We start from the raw sequence: 26,801 nt of genomic DNA, 5'->3' as shown, positions 1-26,801 counted from the left end.
CCCTATGAGTGTTCCTCGGATCAGCCGGACCCGGATCGCGGCGGTGGGCGTCGTCCTCGCCACCGCCGGAGCCCTCGCGCTCCCGGCCGGCAGCGCCTTCGCCGCCGGGGCGGAGACGACCACCGGTCCGCTGCTCAGCTACGTCGTCAACACCAAGGCCAACCACGGCCAGGTCCAGAAGGTCGAGACCGCGGTCAAGGCCCTCGGCGGCACCGTCGTCTACTCCTACGAGCAGATCGGCGTGGTGATCGCCCGCTCGACCGACACCCAGTTCGCCGCCAAGCTGCGCAAGGCGAAGGCCGTCGAGTCGGTCGGCGCCAGCCGCACCAAGGGCATCACCGCCTCCGAGGACAAGGTCGCCGAGGTCGCCGCCGCCCCGACCGCCGCCCCCGCCGCCGGCGAGGAGCCCTACTGGGCCAACCAGTGGGACATGCGTCAGATCGGTGTCGACAAGGCCCACAAGCTGTCCCTCGGCAGCAACAAGGTCACCGTCGGCGTGCTGGACTCCGGCATCGACGGCACCCACGAGGACCTCGCCGCCAACGTCGACGCCTCGCAGTCGGTCTCCTGCATCGACGGCGGCAAGCCGAACACCGCCTGGGACGCGTGGCAGCCCGGCGTCGACGGCGCCCACGGCACCCACGTGGCCGGCACCATCGCCGCCGCCAAGAACGGCAAGGGCATCGAGGGCATCGCCCCGAACGTCAAGCTCGCCGCGGTGAAGGTCGTCGACGACGGCGGCTTCATCTACCCGGAGTACGCCATCTGCGGCTTCGTCTGGGCCGGTGAGCACAAGTTCAAGGTCACGAACAACAGCTACTTCGTCGACCCGTGGATGTTCAACTGCCAGAACGACGCGGACCAGGCGGCGATCACCACCGCCGTCCGCCGCGCCGTCGAGTTCTCGCAGCGCAAGGGCGTCCTCAACGTCGCCGCCGCGGGCAACGAGAACATCGACCTGGCCCACAAGACCAAGGACGTCGCCAGCCCGGACGACACCACCCCGGTCGAGCGCCCGATCACCCAGGACTGCCTCAACCTGCCGACCGAGCTGGACGGCGTGGTCTCGGTCTCCTCCGTGGGTGTCAACGGCGACAAGTCGTACTACTCCAGCTACGGCAAGAACAAGGTCACCGTGGCCGCCCCCGGTGGCGACCGCATCTACCAGGTCCCGAACACCCCGGACAAGAACGGCCGCGTGCTGTCCACCATCCCGGGCGGCGGCTACGGCTACATGCAGGGCACCTCGATGGCCTCCCCGCACGCCGCCGGTGTGCTCGCGCTGCTGGCCGGCACCTTCCCGTGGGCCAGCCCCGAGGAGCTGACCGAGCTGCTCACCAACCAGGCCGAGTCGCACGCCTGCCCGTCGGGCCCGTACAACCCGGGCGGCACCGGCACCTGGGCCGCCACCTGCGAGGGTGGCGCGGACGACAACGGCTTCTACGGCGCGGGCATCATCAACGCCGAGAAGGCGGTCCAGTGGTGGCGCTGAGCCACGGCTGACCGGCTGCTGAACCCCTGAGTCGCCGGACGGGGGCGGGACACGAGTCCCGCCCCCGTTCGCGTGCCCGGGTCCTGCGGGCCAGGGTCCTGCGTGCCCGCGGCCGCGCGCCCGGGTGCGCGGCCGGCCGGGCGGTCACTCGACGTGCTGCTCCCACACCGTCTCCACCGACGGCTTGCCGTGCAGGTCCGGCACCTCGCGCAGCCAGGCCGGCCGTCCGGCCCTGGTCCGCGCGGCCCGCCGCCGCTCCGCGTCGAGCAGCTGCTCGGGGGTCGAGAACCCCTCCGGAAGCCACTCGGCCGAACGGGCCGCCCGTTCCGCCAGGTGCTCCACATAGGCCCGGCGCAGCGCCCCGACCGAGTCGAACCCCGGCTCGTCGGCCAGCCAGGCGTCCGGCACCAGGGCCACCACCTGCTCCAGCAGTCCGGCGGTGACCAGCGGCCCCAGCTCCTCGTCCGCCAGCCGCACGTCCGGGCGGTAACCGCCGAGGGCGTGGGCGCTCAGGTCGTACCGCTTGCCGACCGAGGCGCCGGCCGCGGACCAGCGGTGGTGGAAGATCAGCGCGGCGCCGTTGTCGATCAGCCAGAGCCGGCCGTGCCAGACCATGAGGTTGGGGTTGTGCACCGTCCGGTCGACATTGCCGGTGAGCGCGTCCAGCCACACCACCCGGCCGGCCTCGGCCGGTCCGACGTCGATCATGCCGGGCCGGAAGTCGCGGGCGCCGGGCAGCAGGTCCATCCCGAGGTTGACGCCGCGGCTGGCCCGCAGGATGTCCTGGATCTCGCTGTCCGGCTCGTCCTCGGCCACCGCCGGGTCGAAGTCCACCAGCCGCAGCTCCGGCACCCGCAGGCCGAGCCGCCGGGCCAGCTCGCCGACGATCACCTCCGCCACCAGCGCCTTCCGGCCCTGGGCGGCCCCGGTGAACTTCACCACGTAGGTGCCCAGGTCGTCGGTCTCCACCACGCCGGGCACGGAACCGCCGGCCCGCAGCGGGTCGACGTAGCGCACTGCTGTCACCTGTTCGAGCACAACCGCCACCCTAACGTCCGCGCGCGGGCGGAGGCCGCCGCCCGGCGCACCCCGTTCGCTGTGATTGGCTTGCCGGTGAGCGACACCGGCCGGACGGAACCCGGCGCCGGACGACCGACGAAGGAGAGCAGGACCATGGGACAGGTGCAGGCCACCACCGAGCGGGTCTACGACGCGGCCCCCGAGCGGGTGTACGAGGCGCTGGCCGACTACCAGGTGATCCGCCCCAAGCTGCTGCCCGCGCAGTACAGCGAGTACGAGGTCCGGGTCGGCGGCACCGGGGCGGGCACCCAGGTGCACTGGAAGCTCCAGGCCACCGAGAAGCGGATCCGCGACTGCCTGCTCACCGTCTCGGCGCCGCGGCCGGACCAGCTGGTGGAGAAGGACGCCAACTCCAGCATGGTGGTCACCTGGACCGTCGCGGCGGCCGGCGAGGGCCGGACCAGGGTCACCGTCACGGCCACCTGGCAGGGCGCGACCGGTATCGGCGGCTTCTTCGAGCGGACCTTCGCGCCCAAGGGCCTGAACCGGATCCACGACGAGGTGCTCGCCAACCTGGCCGCCGAGGTGCGCTGAGCCCGAGCGCCGAGGGCGCGGCCCCGGCCCGGCGCGGGCCGGGGCCGGTTCGGTCGGGCCCGGGTCGGGGTCGGCCCGCCCGCCCCGCCGGCTCGCCCAGGAATTCGAGGAGTTCGTCCACCCGTACGAGCGGCGCGCCGTACGGGTGGACGCCCCGCCACCTCCGGGTGACGGGGGCCCCGCGGCACGGTGCGGCCACCCTAGGCTCGCCGCCGTGCATATGACGATCCTTCACATTTCCCAACCCGTCGACGGTGGAGTGGCCCGCGTCGTGGTCGACCTGGTCCGGGGGCAGCGCGAGGCCGGCCACCGGGTGCTGGTCGCCTGTCCGCGCGGCGGCCGGCTGGCCGAGGAGGCCGCCGCGGTCGGTGCGCTGGTCCAGGACTGGCCCGCCGGCCGTTCGCCCGGCCCGGCCACCGCGGCCGAGGCCTGGCGGCTGCGCCGGATCGTCCGGGCCGCCGCGCCCGACATGCTCCATCTGCACAGCGCCAAGGCCGGGCTGGCCGGCCGGCTGGCCGTCCGCGGCGCGGTGCCCACGGTCTTCCAGCCGCACGCCTGGTCCTTCGCCGCGGTGGACGGCGCGCTGGCCGCCGCCACCCTGCGCTGGGAGCGGTACGCGACCCGCTGGGCGCACCGGCTGCTCTGCGTCTCGGTCCAGGAGCGGACCGACGGCATCGCGGCCGGACTGCACGCCGACTGGGCGGTGGTGCCCAACGGCGTGGACGTGCGCCACTACGCGCCCGCCGACCGCCGGGCGGCCCGGATCGCGCTCGGTCTGGAGCTCGACGCCCCGCTCGCGGTCTGCGTGGGCCGGCTCTGCCGCCAGAAGGGCCAGGACGTGCTGCTCGCCGCCTGGCCGGAGGTGGCGCGCCGGGTGCCGGCCGCCCGGCTGGCGCTGGTCGGCGGCGGACCGGAGGAGACCCGGCTGGCCGCGACGGTCCGGGAGGGCGCCGAGCCGTCCCGGGTCCGGCTGGTGGGGGACGTCGCGGACCCCCGGCCGTGGCTGGCGGCGGCCGATCTGGTGGTACTGCCCTCGCGCTGGGAGGGCATGGCACTGGCCCCGCTGGAGGCGATGGCCTCCGGGCGTCCGGTGCTGCTGACCGATGTGCCGGGCGCGCGGGAGTGCCTGCCGCCGGTCGAACGCGCGTCCGCCGTGGTGCCGCCCGGCGACGCGGACGCGCTGGTCACTCGAATGGCCGAGGCGCTGTCCGATCCGATCGAGTGCGAGCGGCGCGGGCTGCGCCTGCGCGAGCACGCCGCGGCCCGCCATGATGTTCGCTCGGTGGTCGAACAGGTGGACGCGCTCTACCGCGACCTGCTGGGGGCCGGTCCGGCGGCCGGGCGGCGCCGCGCCCGTGTCCCGCAGCGGATCTGATCGTTTCACATGCCGTGAATGACCCGCCGATCCGGCGCCGTCGTATTCGCACCCTCAACCGGTTGTGGATGAGGGGTGAAATCAGAAATACCTATTAATGGGCGGCTGGAATGAAATGGCAAGTCAACTTCCAGCATTCAAGCCAGCGTTCGGTAACGTCTGATTTTGCCTGCTTCGTTTCGATTTCACGCCGGAAATTCGCGAGGAAATCGAAAGCCGCCAGCGGCAGCAGGTGCTGTCAGGACCGCGCCCACCGGGCCGGGACGGCCGCTCCGGGCCAACCGGTGCCGGGCCGCCGTCACCCCGGGCACACAGCAGGGGAGTTCGTGCGCTGATGACCATTGACCACGACAGCGTGCCAAGGCCCGGGCGGTCCCTGTCAGGCCCGCCCCGGCCCGCCACCGGGCTGCTCGACCGCCCGGCGCGCTCCGCCCAGACCCGCAGCGCCGCCCCGGCCCGCCGGCACCGCCGCCCGGTCCGCGCCCGGCTCGCCCTGCCCGTCGCCCTGGTCGCCGTCGACGCCCTCGCCCTCTGCACCGCCACCGGCGTCGCCAACCGCGCCCTCGACCCCGCCGTCCGGGTGGCACCCCTGCTCGGCGTCGCCGCCCTGCTGCCCCTGCTCCTCCTGCTCAACCTGGCCGGCGGCCTCTACCGCACCCGCCTCACCCTCTCCGTCCTCGACGAGCTGCCCGCCCTCACCGCGCGGGCGCTCGTCGCCTCCGCCTTCGCCATCAGCCTGGCCGGCTGCCTCGAAGGCCACTGGCCCGACACCGGCCCCGCCACCCCGGCCCGGCTGATCGTCCTGCTCGGCACCCAGCTCCTGCTCGCCGTCTGCGGCCGCGCCCTGCTCTACCACCTGGTGCGCCGGATCCGCCGCAGCCGCCCCAGCCCCGTCCTGGTGCTCGGCGCCGGCCGCCTCGGCCGCCGCGTCGCCGCCGCCCTCAACGAACGCGGCGAGTACGGGATGCGCCCGATCGGCTTCCTCGACCCCGACCCGCCGCTGCTCGCCGGCGACACCGACCTGCCCGTGCTGGGCGGCCGCGAAGTACTCGAACGCGAAGTCCGCCGCCACCGCGTCCACCACGTGGTCGCCACCGCCGGCGCCGCCGACGAGGCCGAGACCGCCGCCGCCCTGCGCGACGCCGCCCGCCTCGGCTGCCAGGTCTGGCTGGTCCCCGCCCTGCGCGAGTACGGCTCCCTCACTGCCGGCCGTCTCACCGGCGCCGACCACCTCTGGGGCTACCCCTGCCTGCGGGTCGGCCGCGCCGCCACCCGCCGCCCCGGCTGGGCCGCCAAGCGGACCCTGGACGTCACCGCCGCCGCGACCGGCCTGCTGCTGCTCTCGCCCGTACTCGCCCTCTGCGCGCTCGCCGTCCGCTTCGACACCGGCCCCGGCGTCCTCTTCCGCCAGCAGCGCACCGGCCTCGACGGCCGGGTCTTCACCGTCCTCAAGTTCCGCACCCTGCGGCCCAGCAACGAGCACGAGTCCGCGACCCGCTGGAACATCTCCCAGGACCACCGGATGGGCGCCGTCGGCCGGCTGATGCGCCGCAGCTCCCTCGACGAACTCCCGCAGCTGTGGAACGTGCTCCGCGGCGACATGAGCCTCGTCGGCCCCCGCCCCGAACGCCCCTACTTCGTCATGCGGTTCAGCCAGGCCTACCCCGAGTACGCGGACCGCCACCGCGTCCCCGTCGGCCTCACCGGCCTCGCCCAGGTCAACGGCCTGCGCGGGGACACCTCGATCGAGGACCGGGCCCGCTTCGACAACCGCTACATCGAGAGCTGGAGCCTCTGGCAGGACGTCAAGATCCTGTGCCGCACCGCGGCCCTCATGCTCCACCCGGACGGGAGCTGAACAACGCCGTGGCCCTGACCCTCGCCGCACCACCGCACCCCGCCCGGCTGTTACGGCGTGCGGGCGGCGTCCTCCAGGAACGCCCAGCCCTGCTGGCCGCCGCCACCGTGCTGCTGGTCTGCGTCCCCACCGGGGAGAAGGACGTCGCCGCCGCCGTCCACGTCACCGCCGCCGACCTCGCCTCGCTCGCCCTGGTCGCCCTCACCGCCGTCAACCTGCTGCGCGGCCGTACCCCCGCCCTCGGCCGCGCCGACGCCGTCCGGTTCGGCGCGATCGTGACCGCCGCCGCCGTCGCCACCGTCGGGTCCATCGACCCGGCGACCAGCCTCACCGGCTTCGTCCGGCTCACCCAGGTGTTCGTGCTCGTCCCCGCCGCCGTGCTCTGCTCCCTGCGCGACCGCACCGACCAGCGCCTCGTCCTCGGCTCCTTCGTCGCCGCCGCGCTGATCCAGGGCGTCGTCGGCGTCCACCAGTTCCTCACCGGGACCGGCGCCTCCTACACCGGCCGCCCGATCCGCGCCGTCGGCACCTTCGGCGCCCTCGACATCATGGCGATGTCCACCGTCGTCGCCTACGGTCTGCTCGCCGCCCTCGCCCTCGCCCTCGGCGAACGCGGACCCGACGGCGACCCCCGGCTGCGCCGGGCCATGTTCGCCGCCGCCGCCTTCCTCGCCCTCCCGCTCGCCGTCTCCTTCAGCCGCGGCAGCTGGATCGCCACCGCCGCGGCCGCCACCGTCCTGCTGCTGCGCGCCGACGCCAGGCTCGCCGTCCGCGGCGCCCTGCTCGGCGCGGCCGCCGCCGTCGTCCTCGTCGGCGGCCTCGGCCTCGGCGGCTCCGGCGTCACCGACCGGCTCAGCTCCATCGGCTCCGTCTCCGCCGCCCCCGACCAGTCGGTCTCCGACCGCTACGACCTGTGGGCCACCGCCGGCCGGATCTGGCAGGACCACCCCGTCTCCGGAGCCGGCCCCAAGGCCTTCCAGCAACTGCGCGACAGCCACGCCCCGCTCCGGCTCTCATCCGGCAGCGACGCCGCCGACGCCACCATCGGCTTCCAGCGCGAACCCCTGCTCTCCCCGCACAACATGTACTTCCTGGTCCTCAGCGAACAGGGCCTGATCGGCATCGTCGCCTACGGAATGCTCTTCCTCGGCCTCCTGCTCGGCTGCCTGCGCCACGCGCGCGGCCGCGGCCCCGCCCTCGCCGCCCTCGCCCTGCTCACCTGGGTCCTGATCGACTTCCTCTACGCCGACATCGGCGGCACCACCACGGTGCTGACCTCGGTCGTCCTCGGCCTCGCCGCCCGCGCGGCCCGACCCCCGGCGGGCACGCCATGACGACCGACCGACCGACCGCGCTGCCCACCACCCTGCCGGCCCCCCGCCCCGCCCCGCCCGGACCGGGACCGGCCGCCGCCCCCCGCAGCCGCTTCCTCGCCCGGGCCTTCGGCGTCACCGCCGTCCTCAGCGCCGCCGGCTCCGCCCTCGGACTGCTCCGCGACCTCCTGCTCGCCCGCTACTTCGGCGCCAACCAGGGCACCGACGCCTTCCTGGTCGCCTGGACCGTCCCCGAGACCGCCGCACCCCTGCTGATCGAGGACGCCATGTCCTTCCTCATGGTGCCCGCCTTCGCCCTCGCCCTGGTCCTGCGCGAGGAACGCCCCGACGGCCCCGACCCGGTCCGCCAGGTCGTCCGGGCCACCCTGCCCTGGCTGCTGCTCGCCCTCACCACCCTCTCCCTCGGCGCCGCCCTCGGCGCCCCCCAGCTCGTCGACCTGCTCGCCCCCGGCCTCGCCGACCCCCGACTCGCCGTCACCTGCACCCGGATCACCGCGATCACCGTGCTGCCGTTCGGCGTCGCCGGCTACCTCGCCGCCGCCCTGCGCGCCCACCACCGCTTCACCGCCCCGGCCGGCATCTACGTCGCCTACAACCTCGGCATCCTGGTCGTCCTGCTCAGCTGCCACGCCCTGTGGGGCGTGCGCTCCGCCGCGATCGGCGTCGCCCTCGGCAGCCTCCTGATGGCCGGCCTGCTGATCGGCCCGTCCCTGCGCGCCCTGCGCACCGGCCCCGGCCGCGCCGCCCGCGCCCGTCGCTCCCGCAACGCGCTGGTCCTGATCCCGCTCGCGCTGCTCCCCGTCGGCGCGTTCACCCTCACCCGCCAGGCCCAGGTCTTCATCGAGCGCTACCTCGGCTCGGGACTGCCGCCCGGCACCATCTCCCACCTCAACTACGCCGCCAAGGTCTCCCAGCTCGCCATGACCGCCGGGATCCTCATCTGCACCGTCACCTTCCCGCTGGTCGCCCGGGCCCTCGCCGCCGGAGACCTCACCGCCGCCCGCGACCGGGTCGAGAAGGACCTCGGCCAGGCCGCGGCCGTCGTCCTGCTCGGCACCGCCTTCCTGATGGCCTGCGCCCCCTCCGTGGTCGCCCTGCTCTTCGAACGCGGCGCCTTCGGTCCCACCGACACCGCCGCCACCGCCGCCGTGATCCGCGTCTACAGCTTAGGCCTGCTCGCCCAGGCACTGATCGGCGTCATGATCCGCCCCTACTTCTCGCTGCGCCCGGTGGTCCGCCGGGCCGCCGACCCCAGCCCCGAGGACGGCGGCCGCCGACTGCTCGACTGGTACCCGGCCGCCGCGATGGCCCTCGGCCTCGTCGTCACCGTCACCGTCGGACTGCTCGCCACCCCCCGCTTCGGCGCCCTCGGCCTGGCCGCCGGCAACGCGGCCGGCATCACCACCGCCGCCGCCCTGCTGCTGCGCGGCCTCGTCCTGCGCGGCATCCCGCTGCGCCTGCGGCGCGTCCTCGGCGGCCAGGCCCGGCTGCTCGCCGCCGCGGCCGGCGCCGCCGCCCTCGGCGCGCCGGTGGCCGGCCTCACCGCCGACCCGCTGCTCTCCACCGTCCTCGGCGGCCTCACCGTCGCGCTGGCCTTCGCCGCCCTGGGCACCGGTCTCGGCGCCCACGAGGTGCGCGGTCCGGTCCGCGCCGCCGTCCGGGTCCTGGGACCCGTTCCCGACCCGTCACCTGTCGCCGATGAAGGGAACCCTCCTCATGGACGCTGAACGGGGAACCGTCAGGTCGGCCCCGCCGGGCGTACGCCGCCCGGCCGCGCCGACGGCCGGCGGCCGGCGCACCGAAGCGCCGCTCACCGACGTGCCGCTCACCGAGGGGCCGCGCGCCGACGCGCCGGCCACCGACAGGCCGCGCGCCGACGCGCCGCACACCGACCCGCCGTACCCCGGCGCCCGCCGGCCGGCGGCCCGGCTGCCCAGGAGCCGCCGCCCCCTCACCGACGCCCCCACCGCCGAGACCACCTCGCCGTGGATCCTGATGTACCACTCGGTGGCCGTCGAGAAGGAGGACCCGTACCGGCTCACCGTCAGCCCGGAACGGTTCGCCGAGCAGATCGCCTGGCTGCACCGGCGCGGCAAGCGCGGCGTCTCGGTCCGCGAGCTGATCCGGGCCAGGGCGGCCGGGCGGGCCGACCGGCTGGTCGGCCTCAGCTTCGACGACGGCTACGCCGACTTCGCCCGCCACGCCGTACCGATCCTCCAGGCCTACGGCTTCACCGCCACCGCCTACGTCGTCGCCGACCTGCTCGGCCGCGCCAACGACTGGGACAGCGAAGGCCCCCGCAAGACCCTGCTCACCGTGCAGGAGGTCACCGACCTCGCCGCCGCCGGCTGGGAGATCGGCTCCCACGGCCTCGGCCACCAGGCCCTGCCCGGACTCCCCGCCGACGTGCTGACCGCCCAGACCCGGGAGAGCCGACGGCTCCTGGAAGAGGTCGTCGGCGGCCCCGTCACCGGCTTCTGCTACCCCTACGGAGCCGTCGACCTGGCCGCCACCCTGGCCGTCCGCGACGCCGGCTACGACTACGCCTGCGCCATCGCGCACTCCCCGCTCACCGGCCGGTACGCGCTGCCCCGCTGCTACGTCGGCGACCGCGACGGCGCCTGGCGACTGCGCGCCAAACGCGGCCGCCACCGCCTGCGCGACACCGTCACCGAACTCCGCCGCCACCGCCTCGCCACCCGCGCCGGACGCCTCCGGAGGGTGCCGTGAGGATCCTGCACATCGTCACCGGCCTCGCCTCCGGCGGCGCCGAACGCCAGCTCCACCTGCTGCTCCGCCACCTGCCGGCCCACCAGCAGTGCGAAGTCCTCGCACTGACCAACCCCGGCACCGTGGCCGCCGCGCTGCGGGCCGACGGCATCACCGTCCACCACCTCGGCATGCGCGGCAACCGCGACCTCGGCGCGCTGCCCCGGCTGGCCCGCCTGGTCCGGGCCGGCCGCTACGACGTGGTGCACACCCACCTCTACCGGGCCGGACTCTACGGACGGCTCGCCGCCCGGCTCGCCGGCGTCCGGGCGGTGGTCGCCACCGAGCACTCGCTGCACGCCGGAGTGATCGAGGGCCGCCCGGTCACCCGCGGCGTCAAGGGCCTCTACCTGGCCGCCGAACGCCTCGGCACCACCACCGTCGCGGTCTCCCGGCAGGTCGCCCAGACCCTGCACGCCTGGGGCGTGCCGCCGGCCAGGGTCGAACTCATCCCGAACGGCATCGACGCCGCCCGCTACCACCACCCGCCCGCCGACCGGGCCGGCACCCGCGCCCGCCTGCGCGCCGAACTCGGCCTCCCGCCGCACGCCTGGGTGATCGGCGGGATCGGCCGGCTCGTCCCCGGCAAGCGCTTCGCCGTTCTGGTGGAGGCACTCGCCGCACTGGACCCCGCCGCCCGACTGGTGCTGATCGGCGAAGGCCCCGAACGCGCCGCCCTGGAACGTCTGGCCGACGACCTCGGCGTCCGCGACCGCCTCGTCCTGACCGGCGAACGCGACGACGTCCCCGACCTGCTCACCGCACTCGACGTGCTCGCCGCCCCCTCCACCGAGGAGACCTTCGGCCTCGGCGTGCTGGAGGGGCTCGCGGCCGGCCTGCCGGTGCGCCACAGCGCCTGCCCGGCCCTGGACGAACTGCCGCCCAGCGCCGCCCCGCAGGCCCGCCGGATCCCCTCCGGGGCGGCCGCCTACACGGCCGCGCTGCGCGACCTGCGCCACCTCGACGACCTCGGCGCCGACCCGCTGCCCAGGCCGCCCGCGGTCGGCCACTACGACATCGTCCGGGTCGCCGCCGACCTCGGTGCGCTCTACGACCGGCTGGCCCGGGCTTGAGCCGGCAGCACCCCCGCAGACACCGGGCCGCCGGCCGGGCGGCCCTCATAGCCAAGGAGTCCCCATGAGCGAATCGCGCCGCAGTGCCCGTCGGCTCGTCGGCCGATGGTGGCCGATGGCCCTCGCGGTGCCGCTGGGCGCCGCCGCCGGCGCCGGGTACGCCGTCGTCGCCCACCCCTCGTACGCCGCCAACTCCTATGTGATCGTGGTGCCCGACGCCCAGGGCCAGGCCGCCACCGCGGTCAACTTCGCCCAGGCGTACGGCCGGCTGGCGGGCCAGCCGCAGGTGCTCGCGGCGGCCGCCGCCGAGACCGGGCACAGCCGCGGCGAACTGGAGAGCCTGGTGCACGGCACCACCTCGCCGGACGCCCCGATGATCGAGATCACCGGCACCGGCGCCGAGCCCGGGGAGGCGGTCCTGGCGGCGGACGCGGTCGCGCGTTCGCTGGTGGCGTTCGCCAACGGCAGCAGCAAGGAGACCGGCGTCCGCCTGGTCCCGCTGGCGGCCGCCGCCGAACCGGACCGGCCGACCACGCCCTCCGGCAAGCTGGACGTCGCGGTCGGCGGCGCGGCCGGGGTACTGATCGGCGCGCTGGTGATGATGACCCGCCGCCGGGGGACCGGGACCGCTGCCGAGGAACTGCCCGCCGGGTCCGGTCCCGCGACCGCCCCGCGCCCGCGCGCCGCCGAACCGGACCCCGACCCCGCCGGCCCGTCCGGGCCGACCGATGCCGCGACCGCGAAGCCCGGGAACGCGAAGTCCGGTACCGCGAAGCCCGAGACGGCGACGTCCGGGTCCGCGACGTCCGGGGCCGCGAAGTCCGGGGCCGAGAGGTCCGGGGCCGAGAGGTCCGGAACGGCGAAGGCCGGGCCCGCCGGGGCGGGCACCGGTCCCACGACCGAGCCGCGGGCCGAGGCCCGGGCCGGGACGACGGCGGGGGGCGGACGATGAGCACCGAGGCCGTCACCCCCACCGCGGGCCTCCCCGCCCAGGCCCGCTCGCCCCGCTGGACCACCGAGCTGCGCCACGAGGACGACGCCCTCGACACCCTCGCCGAGGAGTGGGACGACCTGGCCGCCCGCTGCCGCACGGCCACCACCTTCCAGACCGCCGCCTGGCAGCGCTCCTGGTGGCGCCACTACGGCCGCCCCGGCGCCCTGGTCGTGCTGCTGGTGCGGCGCGAGGGCCTGCTGGTCGGCGCGGGCGCCTTCCACCGCCGCGGCGGCCCGCTCGGCGGACTCACCGGCCTCGGCGGCGGCCTGGTCGACTTCACCGACATCCTGCTCGACGACGCCTGCGCCGACCGGGCCGCCGCCGAGTTCGCCGCCGCCCTCCCGCTCACCCGCCCCTGGCACAGCCTGGAGCTGCGCGAGGTCCACCCGGAGGCGGCCGTCCAGCGGGTCTTCGAGCAGTGGCGCGGCCGGCGCCACCGCTTCACCGACTCGCTCTGCCAGTACCTGCCCGCCGTCCCGATGGACCAGCTCCTCAAACGGCTGCCCGGGAAGACCGCCCAGCGCAGCCGGGTCAAGCTGCGCCGGATCGCCGAATCCGGCGTCGAGGTGCGCGCGACGAGCCCCGAGGAGGTCCCGGAGGCACTGGAGGCGCTGCTGCGGCTGCACTTCGTCCAGTGGGAGGAGCGCGGGGTGACACCGGAGCACCGCACCGAGCGGTTCTCCCGGCACCTCACCGAGTCCACCGCGGCACTGGTCGCCGCCGGCGGCGCCGCCGTGCACCGGTTCTGGCTGGACGGCGAACTGCTGGCGGTCAACCTGGTGCTGCTCTGCCCCTCCTACAGCGGCCTCTACCTGTACGGCGCGCACCCCCGGCTGCGCGAGCGGCTGGACATCGCCGGGCTGCTGTTCGGCGCCGCGCTGGACGAGACGCTGGCGGCGGGGATCCCGGTGATAAGCCTGCTGCGCGGCCAGGAGGCCTACAAGCAGCGCTGGCGCCCGGACCGGCTGCCGAACCAGCGGCTGCTGTTCGGCCCGCGCGGCCCCGCCCCGGCGGCCGCGGCCCGGGGCGGCGCCGTCCGCGCCCGGCGGGCGGCGGTCCACCTGCTCAGCACCCGGATGCCGCGGCTCAAGGCGGCGCTGGCCGCCCGCCGCCGCGGCTGACCGCCCGCCCCGCTACCACCAGGGCCACCAGTGCCACCCCGGCCGGGCGGTCGGCGAGGGGGAGGGCACCGCGGGCGGCGACGACGGGACCGCCGGGGCGGTCGGACTGACCGGGGCCGTCGGCGCCGCCGACGGCGACGGCTCGCCCGGCCCCCCGGGGCTCGGCGGCGCCGTCGGGGTGGCGGACGGCGAGGGCGGCGCGGTCGGCGCACCGGGCTGCGCCGGCTGCGCCGGGACGCTCGGCGCCACCGGTGCGACCGGTGCCGGCGGCGGCGTCGGCGCCGCCGGGGCCCCCTTCGAGCCGGCCATCAGCTGCCTGAACCGGGCACCGGCCCGCGGGTTCCGGTCGCACTGCCAGAACCCGTGCGGGCAGTAGTCGGTGACGGTCTGGTACGCGGTGTCGTGGGTCCGGATCCACTCGACCATCCGCTGCACGAACTCCGGGTTGTCCCCGTTCCGGAACAGCCCCCACTCCGGGTACGAGACCGGCTTGCCGCGCTTGGCCGCGAACTCCACCTGGTCCTGCAGCCCGTACGGCTCGCGCACGTAGTCGTCGAAGGTCCCGCCGGCCGGCTGGTCGTAGCTGTCCATGCCCAGGATGTCGACCACGTCGTCCCCCGGGTAGCACTTCGTCCACGGGATCGCGTCCAGCCCCCGGTTCGGCGTGAAGTCGAACCGGAAGCGCTGCCCCGGCACCGAACGCATCACCGTGACGATCCGCCGCCAGTACGTCTTCCAGGCGGCCGGATCGGGCTTGCAGCGGTGCGTGTAGGTGACGCCGTTCATCTCCCAGCCGAGCGTGAGCACCGTGTCCGCGCCGCCGAGCGCGACCAGACGCCGGGCCAGCTTCAGGAAATGCCGGTCGAAGTCACCGCGCGCCCCCTGGGCCAGCAGCCGCGCCACCTCGCCGTCCGGCACACCGGCCTCGTTCGGCACCAGCATCGGCACGCCGAGGATCAGCATCCGGGACGGGTCCGCCAGCCGCCACTGCGACCACAGGCCGAGCACCACCGGCTCGCCCTCGATGTCCGCCCAGCCGTTGCCCGCCAGATAGGTGTGCCCGACCTGCATGTTCGCGTTGCCCAGCCACTGCGAGTACCGCCCGATCTGCGGGATGTACTTGTCCCAGGAACCGACGAAGGCCCCGAACGGCGGCTCGTGCGGCGGCCGCTGCACCACCGGGCGGGGCGCGGCCCCGCGCGGCGAGATCCCGTCCGAGGAGAGGGCGTGCCGCTCCGTCTGGCCCAGCGGCGTGCCGGCCGGAACACCGGCCGTGGTGAGCAGCAGCAGGGTGGCGGCGGCCAGCGCCAGGCGGCCGAATCGCATGGTCTCTCCTCGGGCGGTTCCCCGGACGGTGCCGCGGGCGGGGCAGGCTGGGCGGAGGCGGACAGGGGCACGCACGGTGGTGTCCCGATTGCCGACAGTAGGGCCGCCCGACCGGGGAAAAGCCGAATGTCACCCTAAAGTGGGCGATATTCGAACGCCGTCCGGCGGTGTGCCGTGTATCACCTCCGTAACAGTCCTGACCGTCCCGGGAGCCCTACCGCGCGGCCCCGACCGGAGGCCCTCCGGGCCCGACGGCGCAGGTCGCCGGGCGGGTACGGGAGACCCGCGCGCAGCCGGCCCGAGCGCCTGCGCCGTTCGGCGGCACGGCGAATCGCGGCTGACTCGCGCGGCCGCCGAAAGGTACGCTCCGCCCGTGTCCTGGAAGTCGCGCGCCCTCAGCCCCCGATCGATCCTGCCTGCCCTGGCGGTGCTGCTGGTCCTTGTGGCGGGCGCCGCCGCGCACGCCAACAAGCCGGTCCCGTTCGGCGACCGGGTGGCCGCACGGAGCGCCACGGACCCGAGCACCGACGCCACCGCGACCCTCGACGCCGCCGACCTCGACCTGCGGGTCGGCCCCGGCCTGGAGGCCTACCACCGGGCCACCGGCGAGCACGCCTGGTCCTACCAGCGGGAGGGCGCCACCGCGCTCTACCTGGCGACCGCGGGCGAGAACGCCGTGGTCGTCTGGGACGACGGCCTGGTCACCTCGGTGCGCCCCGGCGACCAGCAGGTCCGCTGGCACCGGGCGGTACCCGGCCTCGCGGACTGGCTGCGCGGCGCCGGCGAGCCGGGCGCCGACAAGCGGACCGAGGAGCAGCGCAAGCAACTGGCCACCGAGCGGGCCGCCGCCGCGCTGCGCACCGTCCAGCAGACCACGCCCTGGGTGGCCGTGGTCACGCCCCAGCTCACCATGGGCTTCCGGGACGCCGACGGCGACCTGCGCTACAACTCCAAGCCCGCCGGCAACTGCGTCTACGACCCGGAGCGTACGGTCGCCACCGACTACGCGGTGCTGGTCCCGCGCAGCTGCGCCAACAGCACCGGGCAGCAGGTCTCCGGCGGCATCTCCGGCTACCGGCTGGACAGCACCGGCTGGCAGCTGAACGCCGGTCCCGGCGTCTCGATGAAGGCGCTCGACGGGCGCCGGGTACTGATCTCGGACGGCCCGATCGTCGCCCCGCGGGTCTTCGACACCTGGGCCGCAGCCCCCGAGGCCGCCTGCGGCAGCGTGGCCGAGCCGTTCGCCGCCGTCCCCCCGGCCGGCGGCTGCGCGGCGCCGGACGCGGACAGCCCGCAGGCCCGTTAGCGGCCGGCGGCCGGCCCCCCCGGTCCCGCCGCCGGGGCCCGCCCGGTGCCCCCGGGCGGGCGGCTCCTCCGGGGCCGCGCGCGCGGCCCGGTAGACTTGCCGTCATGGCTGTTCTCTCCGGGCACTAGCGGGTGCGCGGCACCGCCCCGAGCGGTCCGCCGAACCCCGTCGACGACGCCCCTTCCCGCCGCCCCGGCCCGAGCCCGTCCGGTCGCCCGCCCACGTCCCAGGAGTAGTGCCCAGCCATGATTTCCGTCAACGGCCTCGAACTGCGCGCCGGCGCCCGGATCCTGATCGAGTCCGCGAACTTCAAGGTCGCCGCCGGTGACCGGATCGGCCTGGTCGGGCGCAACGGTGCCGGCAAGACCACGCTGACCAAGGTGCTGGCCGGCGAAGGCATCCCCGCGGCCGGCAGCGTGATCCGCTCCGGCGAGGTCGGCTACCTGCCGCAGGACCCGCGCACCGGCGACCTCGACGTCCTGGCCAAGGACCGCATCCTCTCCGCCCGTGGCCTCGACACCGTGCTGAAGAAGATGCGCGAGAACGAGGACCGGATGGCGAACGGCAAGGGCGCCACCCAGGAGAACGCGATGAAGAAGTACGCGCGCCTGGAGACCGAGTTCCTCACCAAGGGCGGGTACGCCGCCGAGGCCGAGGCCGCCACCATCGCCGCCGCGCTGGGCCTGCCGGACCGCATCCTCAACCAGCCGCTGCACACCCTCTCCGGCGGTCAGCGCCGCCGCGTCGAGCTGGCCCGGATCCTGTTCTCCGACTCCGACGTGCTGCTCCTCGACGAGCCCACCAACCACCTCGACGCCGACTCGATCGTCTGGCTGCGGGACTTCCTGAAGACCTACAAGGGCGGCTTCATCGTCATCTCGCACGATGTCGAGCTGGTCGAGACGGTCGTCAACAAGGTCTTCTACCTGGACGCCAACCGCTCCGCGATCGACGTCTACAACATGGGCTGGAAGCAGTACCAGCAGCAGCGCGAGGACGACGAGAAGCGCCGCAAGCGCGAGCGCGCCAACGCCGAGAAGAAGGCCGCGACCCTCAACGCGCAGGCCGACAAGATGCGCGCCAAGGCCACCAAGACCGTGGCCGCGCAGAACATGGCCCGCCGCGCCGACAAGCTGCTCTCCGGCCTGGAGCAGGTCCGGATGAACGACAAGGTCGCCAAGCTGCGCTTCCCGGACCCGGCCCCGTGCGGCAAGACCCCGCTGACCGCCAGCGGGCTGTCCAAGTCCTACGGCTCGCTGGAGATCTTCACCGACGTCGACCTGGCCATCGACCGGGGCTCCCGGGTCGTCGTGCTCGGCTTCAACGGCGCCGGCAAGACCACCCTGCTGCGGATGCTCGCCGGGGTGGAGAAGCCGGACACCGGCGAGGTGATCCCGGGCCACGGCCTGAAGATCGGCTACTACGCCCAGGAGCACGAGACCCTGGACCCGGAGCGCACGGTGCTGGAGAACATGCGCTCCTCGGCACCCGACACCGACCTGGTGCAGATCCGCAAGATCCTCGGTTCGTTCCTGTTCTCCGGCGACGACGTCGACAAGCCGGCCGGGGTGCTCTCCGGCGGCGAGAAGACCCGGCTCGCGCTGGCCTCGCTGGTGGTCTCCAGCGCCAATGTGCTGCTGCTCGACGAGCCGACCAACAACCTGGACCCGGCCAGCCGCGAGGAGATCCTCGGTGCGCTGCGCGAGTTCAGCGGCGCGGTCGTGCTGGTCACCCACGACGAGGGCGCGGTCGACGCGCTCCAGCCGGAGCGGATCATCCTGCTCCCCGACGGCGTCGAGGACCTCTGGAGCCCGGCCTACGCCGACCTGGTCTCGCTGGCCTGATTCCGCCACGTCAGGGCCCGGTCGTCCGTACGGACGACCGGGCCTTCGTGTTCCCGTCCGGCCGGCGGTAGACGCTTCCTCCGCTTTCTGCGCCAGAAAAACTACTCCTTCCGGCGTGTCCGGGAATGAAGGGGTCGCGCATTCCGTTTGAGGAGCTTCCGTCAGCCCACCACTCGATCGTGGGCGGGCCCACGCTGCTGATCAGCCCATTCGCTCCGAACGGCGGTAGACCTCCGGGGGCGTGCACTCAGCGTGAGCGCCCTTGTGCGCTCGGATCACCACCGCAGGACCGCCCATTCCAGACATGGACCTTGTCGAATGGGTGGCCAGGACGCGGTGGATGGGTGATCATGGGAATCTGACCGAGCAACGCTACGAGGAGGCACGGGTGGCCGAGACTCTGAAAAAGGGCAGCCGGGTAACCGGTGCCGCGCGTGAGAAGCTCGCGGCCGATCTCAAGAAGAAGTACGACTCCGGGGCGAGCATTCGCGCCCTCGCGGAGGAGACCGGTCGCTCGTACGGCTTCGTGCACCGAATGCTCAGCGAATCCGGGGTGATCCTCCGGGGCCGCGGCGGTGCTACGCGGGGCAAGAACAAAGCCGCAGCCGGGGCCGGTTCCTGACGCCCCGTCACTTCATCGGACGGATGACTCGGCGGCAGGGCGCCGACCGGGAAGGCGACCGTCGATCGCCCGCCCCCGGCCAGAGCGAACCGGCCGCCGATCGTCATGTCGCGGCCCGGCCGTGACCCGGTCGCAGGCCGCCGCGCGACGATCGGCCGCGGGCCCCTGCCGCTGCGCCGTCAGTTTTGTTACTCTCCGGTAGCCAAGCACCCTCGCCACCGGAGGTCCCCGCATGACCGCTCCCGCCACCGATCCGCAGACCCCGATCCGGGAGCAGGACGGCGTTCGCCTGGAGATCGACGGCGACCTCGCCGTCGTCACCCTCTGTCAGCCCGCGCGGCGCAACGCGCAGTCCCCCGCGATGTGGCGCGCCCTCGCCTCGGTCGGCCGCGAGCTGCCCGGGAACGTCCGGGTGGTACTGCTCCGCGCCGAGGGCGTCTCCTTCTCCGCCGGCCTGGACCGCGCGATGTTCAGCCCCGAGGGCATCCCCGGCGAGCCCAGCTTCCTCCAGCTGGCCGCCGCCGAGGACAAGGAGCTCGACGCCACCATCGCCGGCTACCAGGAGGCCTTCACCTGGTGGCGCCGGTCCGACCTGGTCACCCTCGCCGCCGTCCAGGGCCACGCCGTCGGCGCGGGTTTCCAGCTCGCCCTCGGCTGCGACCTGCGGGTGGTCGCCGAGGACGTCCAGTTCTCCATGAAGGAGACCTCGCTCGGTCTCGTCCCCGACCTCGCCGGCACCAAGCCGCTGACCGACCTGGTCGGCTACGCCCGGGCGCTGGAGATCTGCGCCACCGGCCGCTGGGTCGGCGCCGACGAGGCCACCGCGATCGGCCTGGCCAACCTCGCCGTCCCGGCCGCCGAGCTGGACGCCGCCGCCCGCGACCTCGCCGCCGCCCTGCTCGCCGCGCCGCGCGACGCGGTCATCGAGACCAAGGCCCTGCTCCAGGGTGCTGCCGGCCGCTCCTACGACGAGCAGCGCTCGGCCGAACGGGCGGCGCAGGCCCGCCGGCTCCGCGACCTGGCCGGCCTCGGCGACTGACGGCACCCCCCGGGGCGGTCGGAACGCCCGCCCCGGTGCCCGAGGAGACTTTGCAAAGTGCGACTTTGCAAAGTCCCCTCGGACGCGAGAGGTCTTTGCAAACAGCTGCTCGAGGGGCCCGGGCCCGTGGGATCTCCCACGGGCCCGGGCTTTTTCGTCCGTCCGGCCGTTCGTCCGTCCGCTGGTCCGCCCGCTTGCCCGTCCGTCCGTGTGCGCGTCCGTTCGGGTGGGCGGCACTTTGCAAAGTCGCACTTTGCAAAGTTTTCGCCGGATCACCGGATCAGGTGGGGCGGTGCGGACGGACGCACGGAGGGGCCCGGCGGACGGCTGCCCGCCCGCCTCCCGCTGCCCACCCGATCCGTCCGTCCGTCCGGCTGCTCCGGGGGCGGGAACCGTGGCGAAATGCCAGAGTTGGAGCGATTTGCGATATAGCTGGAGCCGCACAACGGGAGATGAGCCATGCCTGACACTCCGACGCCCGCCACCCTGCACAAGAACCCCTCGGCCGGTGCCGCGTCCTCGACGGGCGCCGACGGCGCGACGGCGGTCGCCGAGCGCGGCCGCACCGCGCTGGCCGTCGGCGTGGTCGAGAAGATCGCCGGGATGGCCGCGCGCGAGGTCAGCGGAATTCACGCCCTCGGCTCCGGCCTCGCCCGCACCTTCGGCGCGATGCGGGACCGGGTCCCCGGCGGGCGCAGCAGCATCGGGCGTGGCATCAAGGCCGAGGTGGGGGAGAAGCAGACCGCCATCGACATCGCGCTGGTCGTCGAGTACGGCGTCGTCATCCCCGAACTCGCCCGCCAGGTGCGGGAGAACATCGTGGACGCGGTCGAGCGGATGACCGGTCTCGAGGTCGTCGAGGTGAACATCGCCGTCAACGACGTCCACCTGCCCGACGAGCCCGACGTGGTGGAGGAGGAAGAGGAGCCCCCCTCCTCCGGCCAGCGCCCCAAGCTGAAGTAGCCCGCAGCGGAAGACGAGGTGGAACGCATGAACCTGGCCATCGTCGGCCTGGTGGTGGGAATGGCCCTGGGCTTCGCCGGATACTTCGGCGGGTTCGCGGCCTTCCTGCTGGTGGCCGCGCTGGGGGTGGTCGGATTCGTGGTCGGCCGTCTGCTGGAGGGCGACATCGAGCTCGGCGAGCTCGGCGACCTGCTGCGCAGCCGCGACCGGCGCCGCTGATGGCGGCCCTCGTCCCCGCGCCCGCGCACGGGGATCCCGGCACGCGCGGCCGGTTGCGGATCGCCGACCGGGTCTACGCCCGGATCGCCGCCAGGGCCGCCCGGGAGGCGCTCGCCGATGCCTGGCAGGGGCGGAGCGCGCGCGGCGGGCCGCCCACCGTCTCGGTGGACCGGGCGTCCACGCCGGGTGCCCCGGTCACCGTGCGGGTCACCGTCGACCTGCCGTTCCCCGCGGATCTCACCGCCCTGGCCCGTGCCGTTCGTGACCGGATCGGCGCCGACGTCCGCGCCCTGACGGCCACCCGGGTGGCCGAGGTCGTCGTGGTGGTCGAGCACCTGGTGCCGGAGGCGGCGGGATGAGCACCTGGCGGAGCGCCGGGGTGGGCCGGCGGGAGGTCTGGGCGTCCGGCGGCCACTGCGGTGGCGGCACCGGGCCGGGCTGGGGCCGGGGTCGACCGGGGCCGGGCGGCGGGCCGGCCTGTCACGGCGGTTGTTGGATGACCGGGCCCGCCGTGCGGCGGGCGGACCTCGTCGTGCGCCGGCCCGGCCGTCGGGGCCCGGAGGGACGGGTATGAGCGGAGCGGACGGGGAGCAGCCGTCCGCCGGCGGAGCCCCGGAGGACCCGGCGGCCGAACGGGCGGCGAAGGTGCCCCGGCTGCGGGCGCCGCGCACCACGGCCGCCGTCGTGGTGGCCACCGTGCTGCTGGTCCTGGCCGTGGCGCTGCTGTACGACGTGGTGGCCGTGCGGGCCGGGCAGCCGGCCCGGCAGTGGCGTACGGACCTCGCCGACGAGCTGGCCGCCCGGCACCCGGACGATCTCGTGGTCCTGCTGGGCGCCGGGGCGGCGACCGCGCTGGGCGGCTGGCTGCTCTGGCTGGCGCTCGCCCCCGGCCTCGGCCGCTGGCTGCCGCTGCGCCCGCACGGGGACACGGCGGCGGCCATCGACCGGTCCGGTGTGGCCGCCCTGCTGGCCGACCGGGCGGCCGGGCTGCCGGGTGTGGAGCACCTCAAGGTGCGGGTCAACCGGCGCCGGGTGCGGATCGCGCTGGTCGGACCGGCCGATCCGGCCTCGGTGCAGCGGCAGCTGCGCGAGGAGCTGGCGGCGGTCACCCTGGCCGGGCCGCTGCGGTTGGACGTGCGGACGGCGGGCCGCGGTCGGCGGGCCGGAGCCGGCCCGGTACCGGAGGAGGAGTCGGTGCGGGAGGACGGCGTGGCGGAAGGCGGCGCGTCGGACGGCGGTGCGGCGGACGGCGGTGCGGCGCAGGGCGGCACGGCGGACGGCGGCACGGCGCAGAACGGCACGCCGGGTGCCGGCGGGCCGGAGGCTCCGGCGCGGGGCGGTGGTGGCGGGTGAGCCGGACGGCGGTCAACCGGCTGCTGCTGGGGGTGGTCGGGGCGGTGCTGCTGGTGGCCGGGCTGCTGGCGCTGCTCGGCGGGCTCGACCTGTACCGGCGGCTCGGCCTGGACCCGCCGTCCGGCTGGCCGCTCGCCTCGCCCGACCGGCCGGTGCTCGGTGCCCGCGCGCGCACCCGCTGGGAGGACCGGTCCTGGTGGTGGCCGGTGGTGATCGGTGGACTCTCCCTGCTGGTGCTGGGCACCGGCTGGTGGCTGCTGGCGCAGTTGCGCCGCAGCGGCCCGACGACCGTCCCGCTGCCGACACCGGGAGTGCCCGGGTTGCGGCTGCGGCTGCGCACCCGGGCCCTGGAGGAGGTGGTGGAGAGCGGCGCGGTCGCCCTGCCGGAGGTCGAGCGGGTGGGCGTCCGGCTGGTGCGGGGGCGGCGGCACCCCCGGCTGCGGGCGGTCGTGCGGATGACCCCGGGTGGTGATCCGGCCGCGCTCGCGGAGCATTTCGAGACCGGCCCGCGCACCGGGGCGCGGGCCAGTCTGGGGCTGCCGGAGCTGCCGGCGGAGCTGCGGATCCGGGTGGTGGCGGCCCGGCCGGAGGTCACCGGGCGTCAGCACCGGCGGAACAAGCGGCCGCGCGTGGTCTGACCGCTCGGGGACCCCCGCCACGGACCCCCGCCACGGACCGTCGGCCCGGCGGCGGCTCAGAGGCCGCGCAGGGCGCCGCCGTCGACCGGGACCATCACACCGGTGAGGTAGGAGGCGGCGGGGGAGAGCAGGAACGCGGCGACCTTGCCGAACTCCTCCGGGGTGCCGTAGCGGCCGAGCGGGATCGCGGCGCTGTGGTGGGCGCGGGAGGCCTCCGGGTCGCCGCCGAGCGCGTCGAGCTCACGGACCCGGTCGGTGTCGATCCGGGCCGGGAGCAGGCCGACCACCCGGATGCCGCGCGGTCCGAGTTCGTCGGCCAGCGACTTGGCGGCCATCGCCAGGCCGGGGCGCAGGCCGTTGGAGATGCCGAGGCCGAGGATGGGCTGGCGGACCGACCCGGAGAGCACGAAGCCGATCACCCCGCCCTCGCCGAGGGCCGCGGCGGCGGCGCGGGCGATCCGCAGGGCGCCGAGGAAGACGGATTCGAAGGCGTCCCGCCAGGCTTCCTCGGGGGCGGTGGCGACCGGTCCGGCCTGCGGTCCGCCGACGCTGATCAGGATGCCGTCGAGGCGTCCGAAGCGTTCGACGGCCGCGGCGACCAGCCGTTCGGCGGTGCCGGGGTCGGCGTTGTCGGCCACCAGTCCGTGCACCGCGTCCGGTCCGCCGCCGAGGGCGGTGAGTCCGGCCACGGCGGCGTCGACGGCGGCGGCGCCGCGGCCGGTGACCAGTACCCGGGCGCCGTCGGCGGCGAGTTCGCGGGCGGTGGCCAGACCCAGGCCCCGGGTCGCCCCGGTGACCACGTACACCTTGTCCTGCAGTCCAAGATCCATGGGGACATCCTGCCGGGTGGGTCGGGGCCGGAGGTAGGGGGCGCGGCGGGGCCGGCCACGGAGGCCGACGCGGCCGCTGGCGTTGACGTCGGCGTCAAGGTCTACCGTCGGTCCAGGCGGCGTTCGGACGGCTGCCGGAAGGGCAGGGTCCGGACATGCGGATCGGTGAACTGGCGAAGCGGGCGGGGACGACCACCCGGGCACTGCGGTACTACGAGCAGCTCGGGCTGCTCCCGGCCCGTCGGACCGGCAACGGGTACCGCGCGTACGGGGAGGAGGACGTGCGGCTGCTCCGGCAGATCCGCACCCTCCAGGACTTCGGTTTCGGGCTGGAGGAGACCAGGCCGTTCGTCGAGTGCCTGCAGGCGGGGCATCCGCACGGCGACTCCTGCCCGGCCTCGCTGGACGTCTACCGGAGGAAGCTGTCCGAGCTGGACGAGTGCATCGCCCGGCTGCAGGAGGTCCGCTCCCGGGTGTCCGAGCAGTTCGCCCGGGCGGAGCGGGAGCGTGACGCGCTGGCGGCCGGGGCCGCCGCGGAGCCGCCGTTGTGCGAGTGGGCCGCGTCCGCGGCCCCCGACCGGAACACAGGGGAGAGGTAGAGCATGACGCGGATCGCGGGAGTGACGGCGGTGACGGACGGGACCTTCGCCGCCGAGGTGCTGGCCGCCGAGGGGCCGGTGCTGGTGGACTTCACGGCGGACTGGTGCCCGCCGTGCCGCCAGATGGCGCCGGTCCTGGCGGACATCGCCCGGGAGGAGGCGCACCGGCTGACGGTGGTCAGCCTGGACGTGGACCACAATCCGGAGACCCAGGCGGCCTACGGGGTGCTGTCGATGCCGACGCTGATGGTGTTCCGCGGCGGTGAGCCGGTGAAGGCGGTGGTCGGGGCGCGGGCCAAGGCCCGGCTGCTGCGCGATCTGGAGGACGTGCTCTGACGGTCGCCGGTCCGGTCCGGTCCGGTCCGGTCCGGTCCGGGACGGGACGGCGGCGGGTCCGGACCTGGTGGTCGTGGGTCCGGACCCGGTGGTCGGGGGACCGGGCGGGGCAGCCGGGGGATCAGGCCGGGACGGCGACCGCCAGGCCCTCGGCCTCCCCGGCCTCCTTGCGGCGGTCCTTGGCCTCGCGCCGCGCCATCACCACGAATCCGACCGGGATCAGCGCGGTGAACAGCCACCACTGGATCGCGTACGCCATGTGCGGCCCGATGTCGGAGTGGTTGGGCTCGGGCAGCAGCTCGGGCTGGTCGCCGGGGGCCGGCTCGGTGGCGGTGAGCTCCAGGTAGCCGCCGAGCAGGGCGGCGCCGGTGTCCTTGGCCTGCTGGGTGGAGCTGATCAGGTTGAACTGCCGGTCCGGCAGTCCGGCCCGGTCCTTGAGGCTGCCGGTGGCGGCCTCGTCGGCGCGCAGCCGGCCGGTCAGGGAGACCGGGCCGGCCGGGGCGGCGGGGACGGCGGGGTAGTCGACGGCGGAGGTGCCGGAGGCCACCCAGCCCCGGTTGACCAGGACGGTGCCGGCGCCGTCGGCGAGCACCAGCGGGGTGATCACGAAGTAGCCGATCTTGTCGCCGCTGGAGTCGGTCCGCTTGCGGACCACGAACTCGTGCGCCGGGTCGTACTGCCCGGTGGCCGTCACGGTCCGCCAGGTGAGGTCCTTGGGGACGGCGAAGCCGGGCGCCGCCGACAGGGTGTCGAACGGCACGGGCGGGTCGGTGAGGGACCGGGCGATCAGCTCGTTGCGGTCCACCCGCGCCTCGTGGCGGTGCAGCTGCCAGAACCCCAGCCGGACGGTCGTGGGGATCAGCAGCAGGGCGATCAGGAGGGTGATCAGCCAGCGCCGGGAGAGCAGAAAACGGTACACATGGGCACGGTACGCCCTGTTCACAACGGGCTCACGCACCGGGGTGCGGGGCGACCTCGCGCAGCAACTGGAGGAAGGCGTCCTCGCCGACGACGGGGGTGCCGAGCTCGCGGGCCCGGCGCGCCTTGCCGCTCCAGCTGCCCGGTTCGTTGGTCACCAGCAGGCTGGTGAGCCGGCTCACCGAGGTGGCGATGTGCAGGCCGGCCTCGACGGCGCGGTCCTCCAGCAGTTCCCGGTCGGTGGCGGTGTCGCCGGTGAAGGCCACCCGCATGCCCTGGACCAGCGGACTGCCGTCCTCCCAGCGCCCCGGGTTGGGGTAGGGGCACGGCGGGCGCTTCTTGGCCTGGCGGTAGGCCGCGCCGGTCCAGGAGGCCCGGGAGGGGGAGGCGGGCGCGTCCTCGCCGAGGTCGGTGACGGCCACGCAGGACTGGAGCGGCAGCGGGACGCCGCCCGAGCGGGCCAGGTGCAGGCTGGGGCGGAAGGCCTCGGCGAGGACCCGGGCGTCGTCGAGCGCGTTGTGCGCCTGGCGCTGCTGCACGCCGAAGTACGCCGCGAGCGAGGAGAGCTTGCCGTTGGGCAGCGGCAGCCGCAGGTCGCGGGCGAGCACCATGGTGCACAGCCGCTGGTCGACCGGGGCGTGCAGGCCGGCCCGGGAGAACTCGCGGGAGATCATGTTCCAGTCGAAGAGCGCGTTGTGGGCGACCAGGACCCGGCCGCGCAACCGCTCGGCGAACTCGCCGGCGATCTCCGGGAAGGTGGGGGCACCGACCAGCTGGTCGGCGGTGAGGCCGTGGATCCAGACCGGGCCGGGGTCGCGCTGGGGGTTGACCAGGGTGTACCAGTGGTCGGTGACCTCGCCCTCCTCGTCCAGCTGGTAGACGCCCGCCGAGATGACGCGGTCCGTCCGGCCGAGGCCGGTGGTCTCGACGTCCACCACCGCGTAGCCGGCGTCGGGCGCGGCGGACCGCTGGCCGGGGAGGGGGGCGGTCCGCGGAGCTGCGCCGGGGGTCTCGGGCTGGATCGCGTACATGGTGCAACAGAATACGGCCCGCCGGCGGTCGCGGCGGGCGGTCCGGCCGGGTCGGCCCCGGTCCGCCGCTGTCCGGAATGTTGCCGGGGACCGGCCGGAATAGAGTGGGCGGTGCAGTCGTCGTACATCTGGTCGATTGTTTTCCGG

General features: G+C 75.1%; 26 protein-coding genes. 21 read left to right on the top strand and 5 right to left on the bottom strand.

Translation table 11 applies throughout. The features are described 5' to 3' along the window. Positions 1 to 4: 4 nt before the first annotated feature. Complete coding sequence (locus ACIPYS_RS13410; protein WP_093860002.1) at positions 5 to 1,492, top strand: S8 family serine peptidase; 1,488 nt, start codon at positions 5 to 7, stop codon at positions 1,490 to 1,492. A gap of 144 nt (positions 1,493 to 1,636) precedes the next feature. Here ACIPYS_RS13410 and ACIPYS_RS13405 read toward each other — a convergent pair whose 3' ends face one another. After that, positions 1,637 to 2,530, bottom strand: coding sequence for a HipA family kinase (locus ACIPYS_RS13405; RefSeq protein ID WP_030398292.1), 894 nt, complete (start codon positions 2,528 to 2,530; stop codon positions 1,637 to 1,639). Between the two features lie 135 nt (positions 2,531 to 2,665). On the opposite strand from ACIPYS_RS13405, the gene ACIPYS_RS13400 reads away from it, so the two are divergent. The 9 genes from ACIPYS_RS13400 to ACIPYS_RS13360 all read left to right on the top strand — a co-directional run bounded on the left by ACIPYS_RS13400 (position 2,666) and on the right by ACIPYS_RS13360 (position 13,630). Then, the gene (locus ACIPYS_RS13400) at positions 2,666 to 3,106 is read left to right on the top strand and encodes an SRPBCC family protein (RefSeq protein WP_045941742.1); all 441 of its coding nucleotides are present in this window, start codon (positions 2,666 to 2,668) and stop codon (positions 3,104 to 3,106) included. Between the two features lie 220 nt (positions 3,107 to 3,326). Continuing rightward, positions 3,327 to 4,481, top strand: coding sequence for a glycosyltransferase (locus tag ACIPYS_RS13395; protein ID WP_400745930.1), 1,155 nt, complete (start codon positions 3,327 to 3,329; stop codon positions 4,479 to 4,481). Between the two features lie 334 nt (positions 4,482 to 4,815). Beyond that, complete coding sequence (locus ACIPYS_RS13390) at positions 4,816 to 6,339, top strand: exopolysaccharide biosynthesis polyprenyl glycosylphosphotransferase (RefSeq protein ID WP_093860000.1); 1,524 nt, start codon at positions 4,816 to 4,818, stop codon at positions 6,337 to 6,339. 8 nt (positions 6,340 to 6,347) lie between these two features. Then, entirely contained in the window at positions 6,348 to 7,673 is a 1,326-nt protein-coding gene (locus tag ACIPYS_RS13385; RefSeq protein ID WP_400745927.1) for an O-antigen ligase family protein, read from the top strand. Beyond that, positions 7,670 to 9,400 (top strand): lipid II flippase MurJ, encoded by a 1,731-nt coding sequence (locus tag ACIPYS_RS13380; protein WP_400745924.1) that lies wholly within the window; start codon positions 7,670 to 7,672, stop codon positions 9,398 to 9,400. The genes ACIPYS_RS13385 and ACIPYS_RS13380 overlap by 4 nt, the downstream gene beginning before the upstream one ends. Beyond that, the gene (locus ACIPYS_RS13375; protein ID WP_231978528.1) at positions 9,390 to 10,403 is read left to right on the top strand and encodes a polysaccharide deacetylase family protein; all 1,014 of its coding nucleotides are present in this window, start codon (positions 9,390 to 9,392) and stop codon (positions 10,401 to 10,403) included. The genes ACIPYS_RS13380 and ACIPYS_RS13375 overlap by 11 nt, the downstream gene beginning before the upstream one ends. After that, positions 10,400 to 11,515, top strand: a complete 1,116-nt coding sequence (locus ACIPYS_RS13370; RefSeq protein ID WP_093859998.1) for a glycosyltransferase — start codon at positions 10,400 to 10,402, stop codon at positions 11,513 to 11,515. The genes ACIPYS_RS13375 and ACIPYS_RS13370 overlap by 4 nt, the downstream gene beginning before the upstream one ends. A gap of 64 nt (positions 11,516 to 11,579) precedes the next feature. Then, the gene (locus ACIPYS_RS13365; RefSeq protein WP_400745921.1) at positions 11,580 to 12,467 is read left to right on the top strand and encodes a hypothetical protein; all 888 of its coding nucleotides are present in this window, start codon (positions 11,580 to 11,582) and stop codon (positions 12,465 to 12,467) included. Then, entirely contained in the window at positions 12,464 to 13,630 is a 1,167-nt protein-coding gene (locus ACIPYS_RS13360; RefSeq protein ID WP_400745918.1) for a GNAT family N-acetyltransferase, read from the top strand. The genes ACIPYS_RS13365 and ACIPYS_RS13360 overlap by 4 nt, the downstream gene beginning before the upstream one ends. Before the next feature lie 12 nt (positions 13,631 to 13,642). Here the strand turns inward: ACIPYS_RS13360 and ACIPYS_RS13355 are convergent, their stop codons facing one another. Next, on the bottom strand, positions 13,643 to 14,956 hold the full coding sequence (locus ACIPYS_RS13355) for a glycoside hydrolase family 26 protein (RefSeq protein ID WP_107452526.1): 1,314 nt from the start codon (positions 14,954 to 14,956) through the stop codon (positions 13,643 to 13,645). A gap of 373 nt (positions 14,957 to 15,329) precedes the next feature. Between ACIPYS_RS13355 and ACIPYS_RS13350 the strand changes: the two genes are divergently transcribed. The 9 genes from ACIPYS_RS13350 to ACIPYS_RS13310 all read left to right on the top strand — a co-directional run bounded on the left by ACIPYS_RS13350 (position 15,330) and on the right by ACIPYS_RS13310 (position 22,940). Then, a complete protein-coding gene (locus ACIPYS_RS13350; RefSeq protein ID WP_093859996.1) occupies positions 15,330 to 16,262 on the top strand; it encodes a hypothetical protein in 933 nt (310 codons plus the stop codon). Positions 16,263 to 16,507: 245 nt separating this feature from the next. Continuing rightward, positions 16,508 to 18,106, top strand: a complete 1,599-nt coding sequence (locus tag ACIPYS_RS13345; RefSeq protein WP_030398280.1) for an ABC-F family ATP-binding cassette domain-containing protein — start codon at positions 16,508 to 16,510, stop codon at positions 18,104 to 18,106. 388 nt (positions 18,107 to 18,494) lie between these two features. Continuing rightward, the gene (locus ACIPYS_RS13340; protein ID WP_030398279.1) at positions 18,495 to 18,728 is read left to right on the top strand and encodes a helix-turn-helix domain-containing protein; all 234 of its coding nucleotides are present in this window, start codon (positions 18,495 to 18,497) and stop codon (positions 18,726 to 18,728) included. A gap of 232 nt (positions 18,729 to 18,960) precedes the next feature. Further along, the gene (locus ACIPYS_RS13335) at positions 18,961 to 19,767 is read left to right on the top strand and encodes an enoyl-CoA hydratase/isomerase family protein (RefSeq protein ID WP_093859995.1); all 807 of its coding nucleotides are present in this window, start codon (positions 18,961 to 18,963) and stop codon (positions 19,765 to 19,767) included. Between the two features lie 459 nt (positions 19,768 to 20,226). Beyond that, positions 20,227 to 20,730: an Asp23/Gls24 family envelope stress response protein gene (locus ACIPYS_RS13330; RefSeq protein ID WP_093859994.1), complete on the top strand. Its 504-nt coding sequence runs from the start codon at positions 20,227 to 20,229 to the stop codon at positions 20,728 to 20,730. Positions 20,731 to 20,757: 27 nt separating this feature from the next. Next, positions 20,758 to 20,949, top strand: a complete 192-nt coding sequence (locus ACIPYS_RS13325) for a hypothetical protein (protein ID WP_030398276.1) — start codon at positions 20,758 to 20,760, stop codon at positions 20,947 to 20,949. Next, positions 20,949 to 21,308, top strand: coding sequence for a hypothetical protein (locus tag ACIPYS_RS13320; RefSeq protein WP_400745913.1), 360 nt, complete (start codon positions 20,949 to 20,951; stop codon positions 21,306 to 21,308). The genes ACIPYS_RS13325 and ACIPYS_RS13320 overlap by 1 nt, the downstream gene beginning before the upstream one ends. Positions 21,309 to 21,519: 211 nt before the next feature. Then, entirely contained in the window at positions 21,520 to 22,302 is a 783-nt protein-coding gene (locus ACIPYS_RS13315; protein ID WP_400745911.1) for a DUF6286 domain-containing protein, read from the top strand. Continuing rightward, complete coding sequence (locus ACIPYS_RS13310; protein ID WP_093859991.1) at positions 22,299 to 22,940, top strand: hypothetical protein; 642 nt, start codon at positions 22,299 to 22,301, stop codon at positions 22,938 to 22,940. Before ACIPYS_RS13315 ends, ACIPYS_RS13310 begins: the two co-directional genes overlap by 4 nt. Before the next feature lie 56 nt (positions 22,941 to 22,996). Here ACIPYS_RS13310 and ACIPYS_RS13305 read toward each other — a convergent pair whose 3' ends face one another. Beyond that, entirely contained in the window at positions 22,997 to 23,770 is a 774-nt protein-coding gene (locus tag ACIPYS_RS13305) for an SDR family oxidoreductase (RefSeq protein WP_400745910.1), read from the bottom strand. Between the two features lie 155 nt (positions 23,771 to 23,925). Between ACIPYS_RS13305 and ACIPYS_RS13300 the strand changes: the two genes are divergently transcribed. Together ACIPYS_RS13300 and trxA are read left to right on the top strand one after the other, a co-directional pair. Next, entirely contained in the window at positions 23,926 to 24,369 is a 444-nt protein-coding gene (locus ACIPYS_RS13300) for a MerR family transcriptional regulator (protein ID WP_093859989.1), read from the top strand. A 3-nt stretch (positions 24,370 to 24,372) separates the two neighbouring features. After that, positions 24,373 to 24,705, top strand: coding sequence for a thioredoxin (trxA, locus tag ACIPYS_RS13295; protein ID WP_093859988.1), 333 nt, complete (start codon positions 24,373 to 24,375; stop codon positions 24,703 to 24,705). Positions 24,706 to 24,826: 121 nt separating this feature from the next. Here the strand turns inward: trxA and ACIPYS_RS13290 are convergent, their stop codons facing one another. Both ACIPYS_RS13290 and ACIPYS_RS13285 read right to left on the bottom strand, forming a co-directional pair. Then, a complete protein-coding gene (locus ACIPYS_RS13290; RefSeq protein ID WP_093859987.1) occupies positions 24,827 to 25,624 on the bottom strand; it encodes an SURF1 family protein in 798 nt (265 codons plus the stop codon). Positions 25,625 to 25,655: 31 nt separating this feature from the next. After that, the gene (locus ACIPYS_RS13285; protein ID WP_093859986.1) at positions 25,656 to 26,654 is read right to left on the bottom strand and encodes a DEDDh family exonuclease; all 999 of its coding nucleotides are present in this window, start codon (positions 26,652 to 26,654) and stop codon (positions 25,656 to 25,658) included. Positions 26,655 to 26,801: the final 147 nt, after the last annotated feature.

The sequence above is a fragment of the Kitasatospora sp. NPDC089913 genome, from assembly GCF_044748625.1.
Classification (GTDB): domain Bacteria; phylum Actinomycetota; class Actinomycetes; order Streptomycetales; family Streptomycetaceae; genus Kitasatospora.
This window is presented reverse-complemented; position numbering and strand designations above follow the sequence as displayed.

Coding starts and splice junctions, on each gene's coding strand:
- ACIPYS_RS13410 (WP_093860002.1), top strand. CDS start 5: ATGAGTGTTCCTCGGATCAGCCGGACCCGGATCGCGGCGGTGGGCGTC.
- ACIPYS_RS13400 (WP_045941742.1), top strand. CDS start 2,666: ATGGGACAGGTGCAGGCCACCACCGAGCGGGTCTACGACGCGGCCCCC.
- ACIPYS_RS13395 (WP_400745930.1), top strand. CDS start 3,327: ATGACGATCCTTCACATTTCCCAACCCGTCGACGGTGGAGTGGCCCGC.
- ACIPYS_RS13390 (WP_093860000.1), top strand. CDS start 4,816: ATGACCATTGACCACGACAGCGTGCCAAGGCCCGGGCGGTCCCTGTCA.
- ACIPYS_RS13380 (WP_400745924.1), top strand. CDS start 7,670: ATGACGACCGACCGACCGACCGCGCTGCCCACCACCCTGCCGGCCCCC.
- ACIPYS_RS13375 (WP_231978528.1), top strand. CDS start 9,390: ATGGACGCTGAACGGGGAACCGTCAGGTCGGCCCCGCCGGGCGTACGC.
- ACIPYS_RS13365 (WP_400745921.1), top strand. CDS start 11,580: ATGAGCGAATCGCGCCGCAGTGCCCGTCGGCTCGTCGGCCGATGGTGG.
- ACIPYS_RS13360 (WP_400745918.1), top strand. CDS start 12,464: ATGAGCACCGAGGCCGTCACCCCCACCGCGGGCCTCCCCGCCCAGGCC.
- ACIPYS_RS13355 (WP_107452526.1), bottom strand. CDS start 14,956: ATGCGATTCGGCCGCCTGGCGCTGGCCGCCGCCACCCTGCTGCTGCTC.
- ACIPYS_RS13345 (WP_030398280.1), top strand. CDS start 16,508: ATGATTTCCGTCAACGGCCTCGAACTGCGCGCCGGCGCCCGGATCCTG.
- ACIPYS_RS13335 (WP_093859995.1), top strand. CDS start 18,961: ATGACCGCTCCCGCCACCGATCCGCAGACCCCGATCCGGGAGCAGGAC.
- ACIPYS_RS13330 (WP_093859994.1), top strand. CDS start 20,227: ATGCCTGACACTCCGACGCCCGCCACCCTGCACAAGAACCCCTCGGCC.
- ACIPYS_RS13325 (WP_030398276.1), top strand. CDS start 20,758: ATGAACCTGGCCATCGTCGGCCTGGTGGTGGGAATGGCCCTGGGCTTC.
- ACIPYS_RS13320 (WP_400745913.1), top strand. CDS start 20,949: ATGGCGGCCCTCGTCCCCGCGCCCGCGCACGGGGATCCCGGCACGCGC.
- ACIPYS_RS13315 (WP_400745911.1), top strand. CDS start 21,520: ATGAGCGGAGCGGACGGGGAGCAGCCGTCCGCCGGCGGAGCCCCGGAG.
- ACIPYS_RS13305 (WP_400745910.1), bottom strand. CDS start 23,770: ATGGATCTTGGACTGCAGGACAAGGTGTACGTGGTCACCGGGGCGACC.
- ACIPYS_RS13300 (WP_093859989.1), top strand. CDS start 23,926: ATGCGGATCGGTGAACTGGCGAAGCGGGCGGGGACGACCACCCGGGCA.
- trxA (WP_093859988.1), top strand. CDS start 24,373: ATGACGCGGATCGCGGGAGTGACGGCGGTGACGGACGGGACCTTCGCC.
- ACIPYS_RS13285 (WP_093859986.1), bottom strand. CDS start 26,654: ATGTACGCGATCCAGCCCGAGACCCCCGGCGCAGCTCCGCGGACCGCC.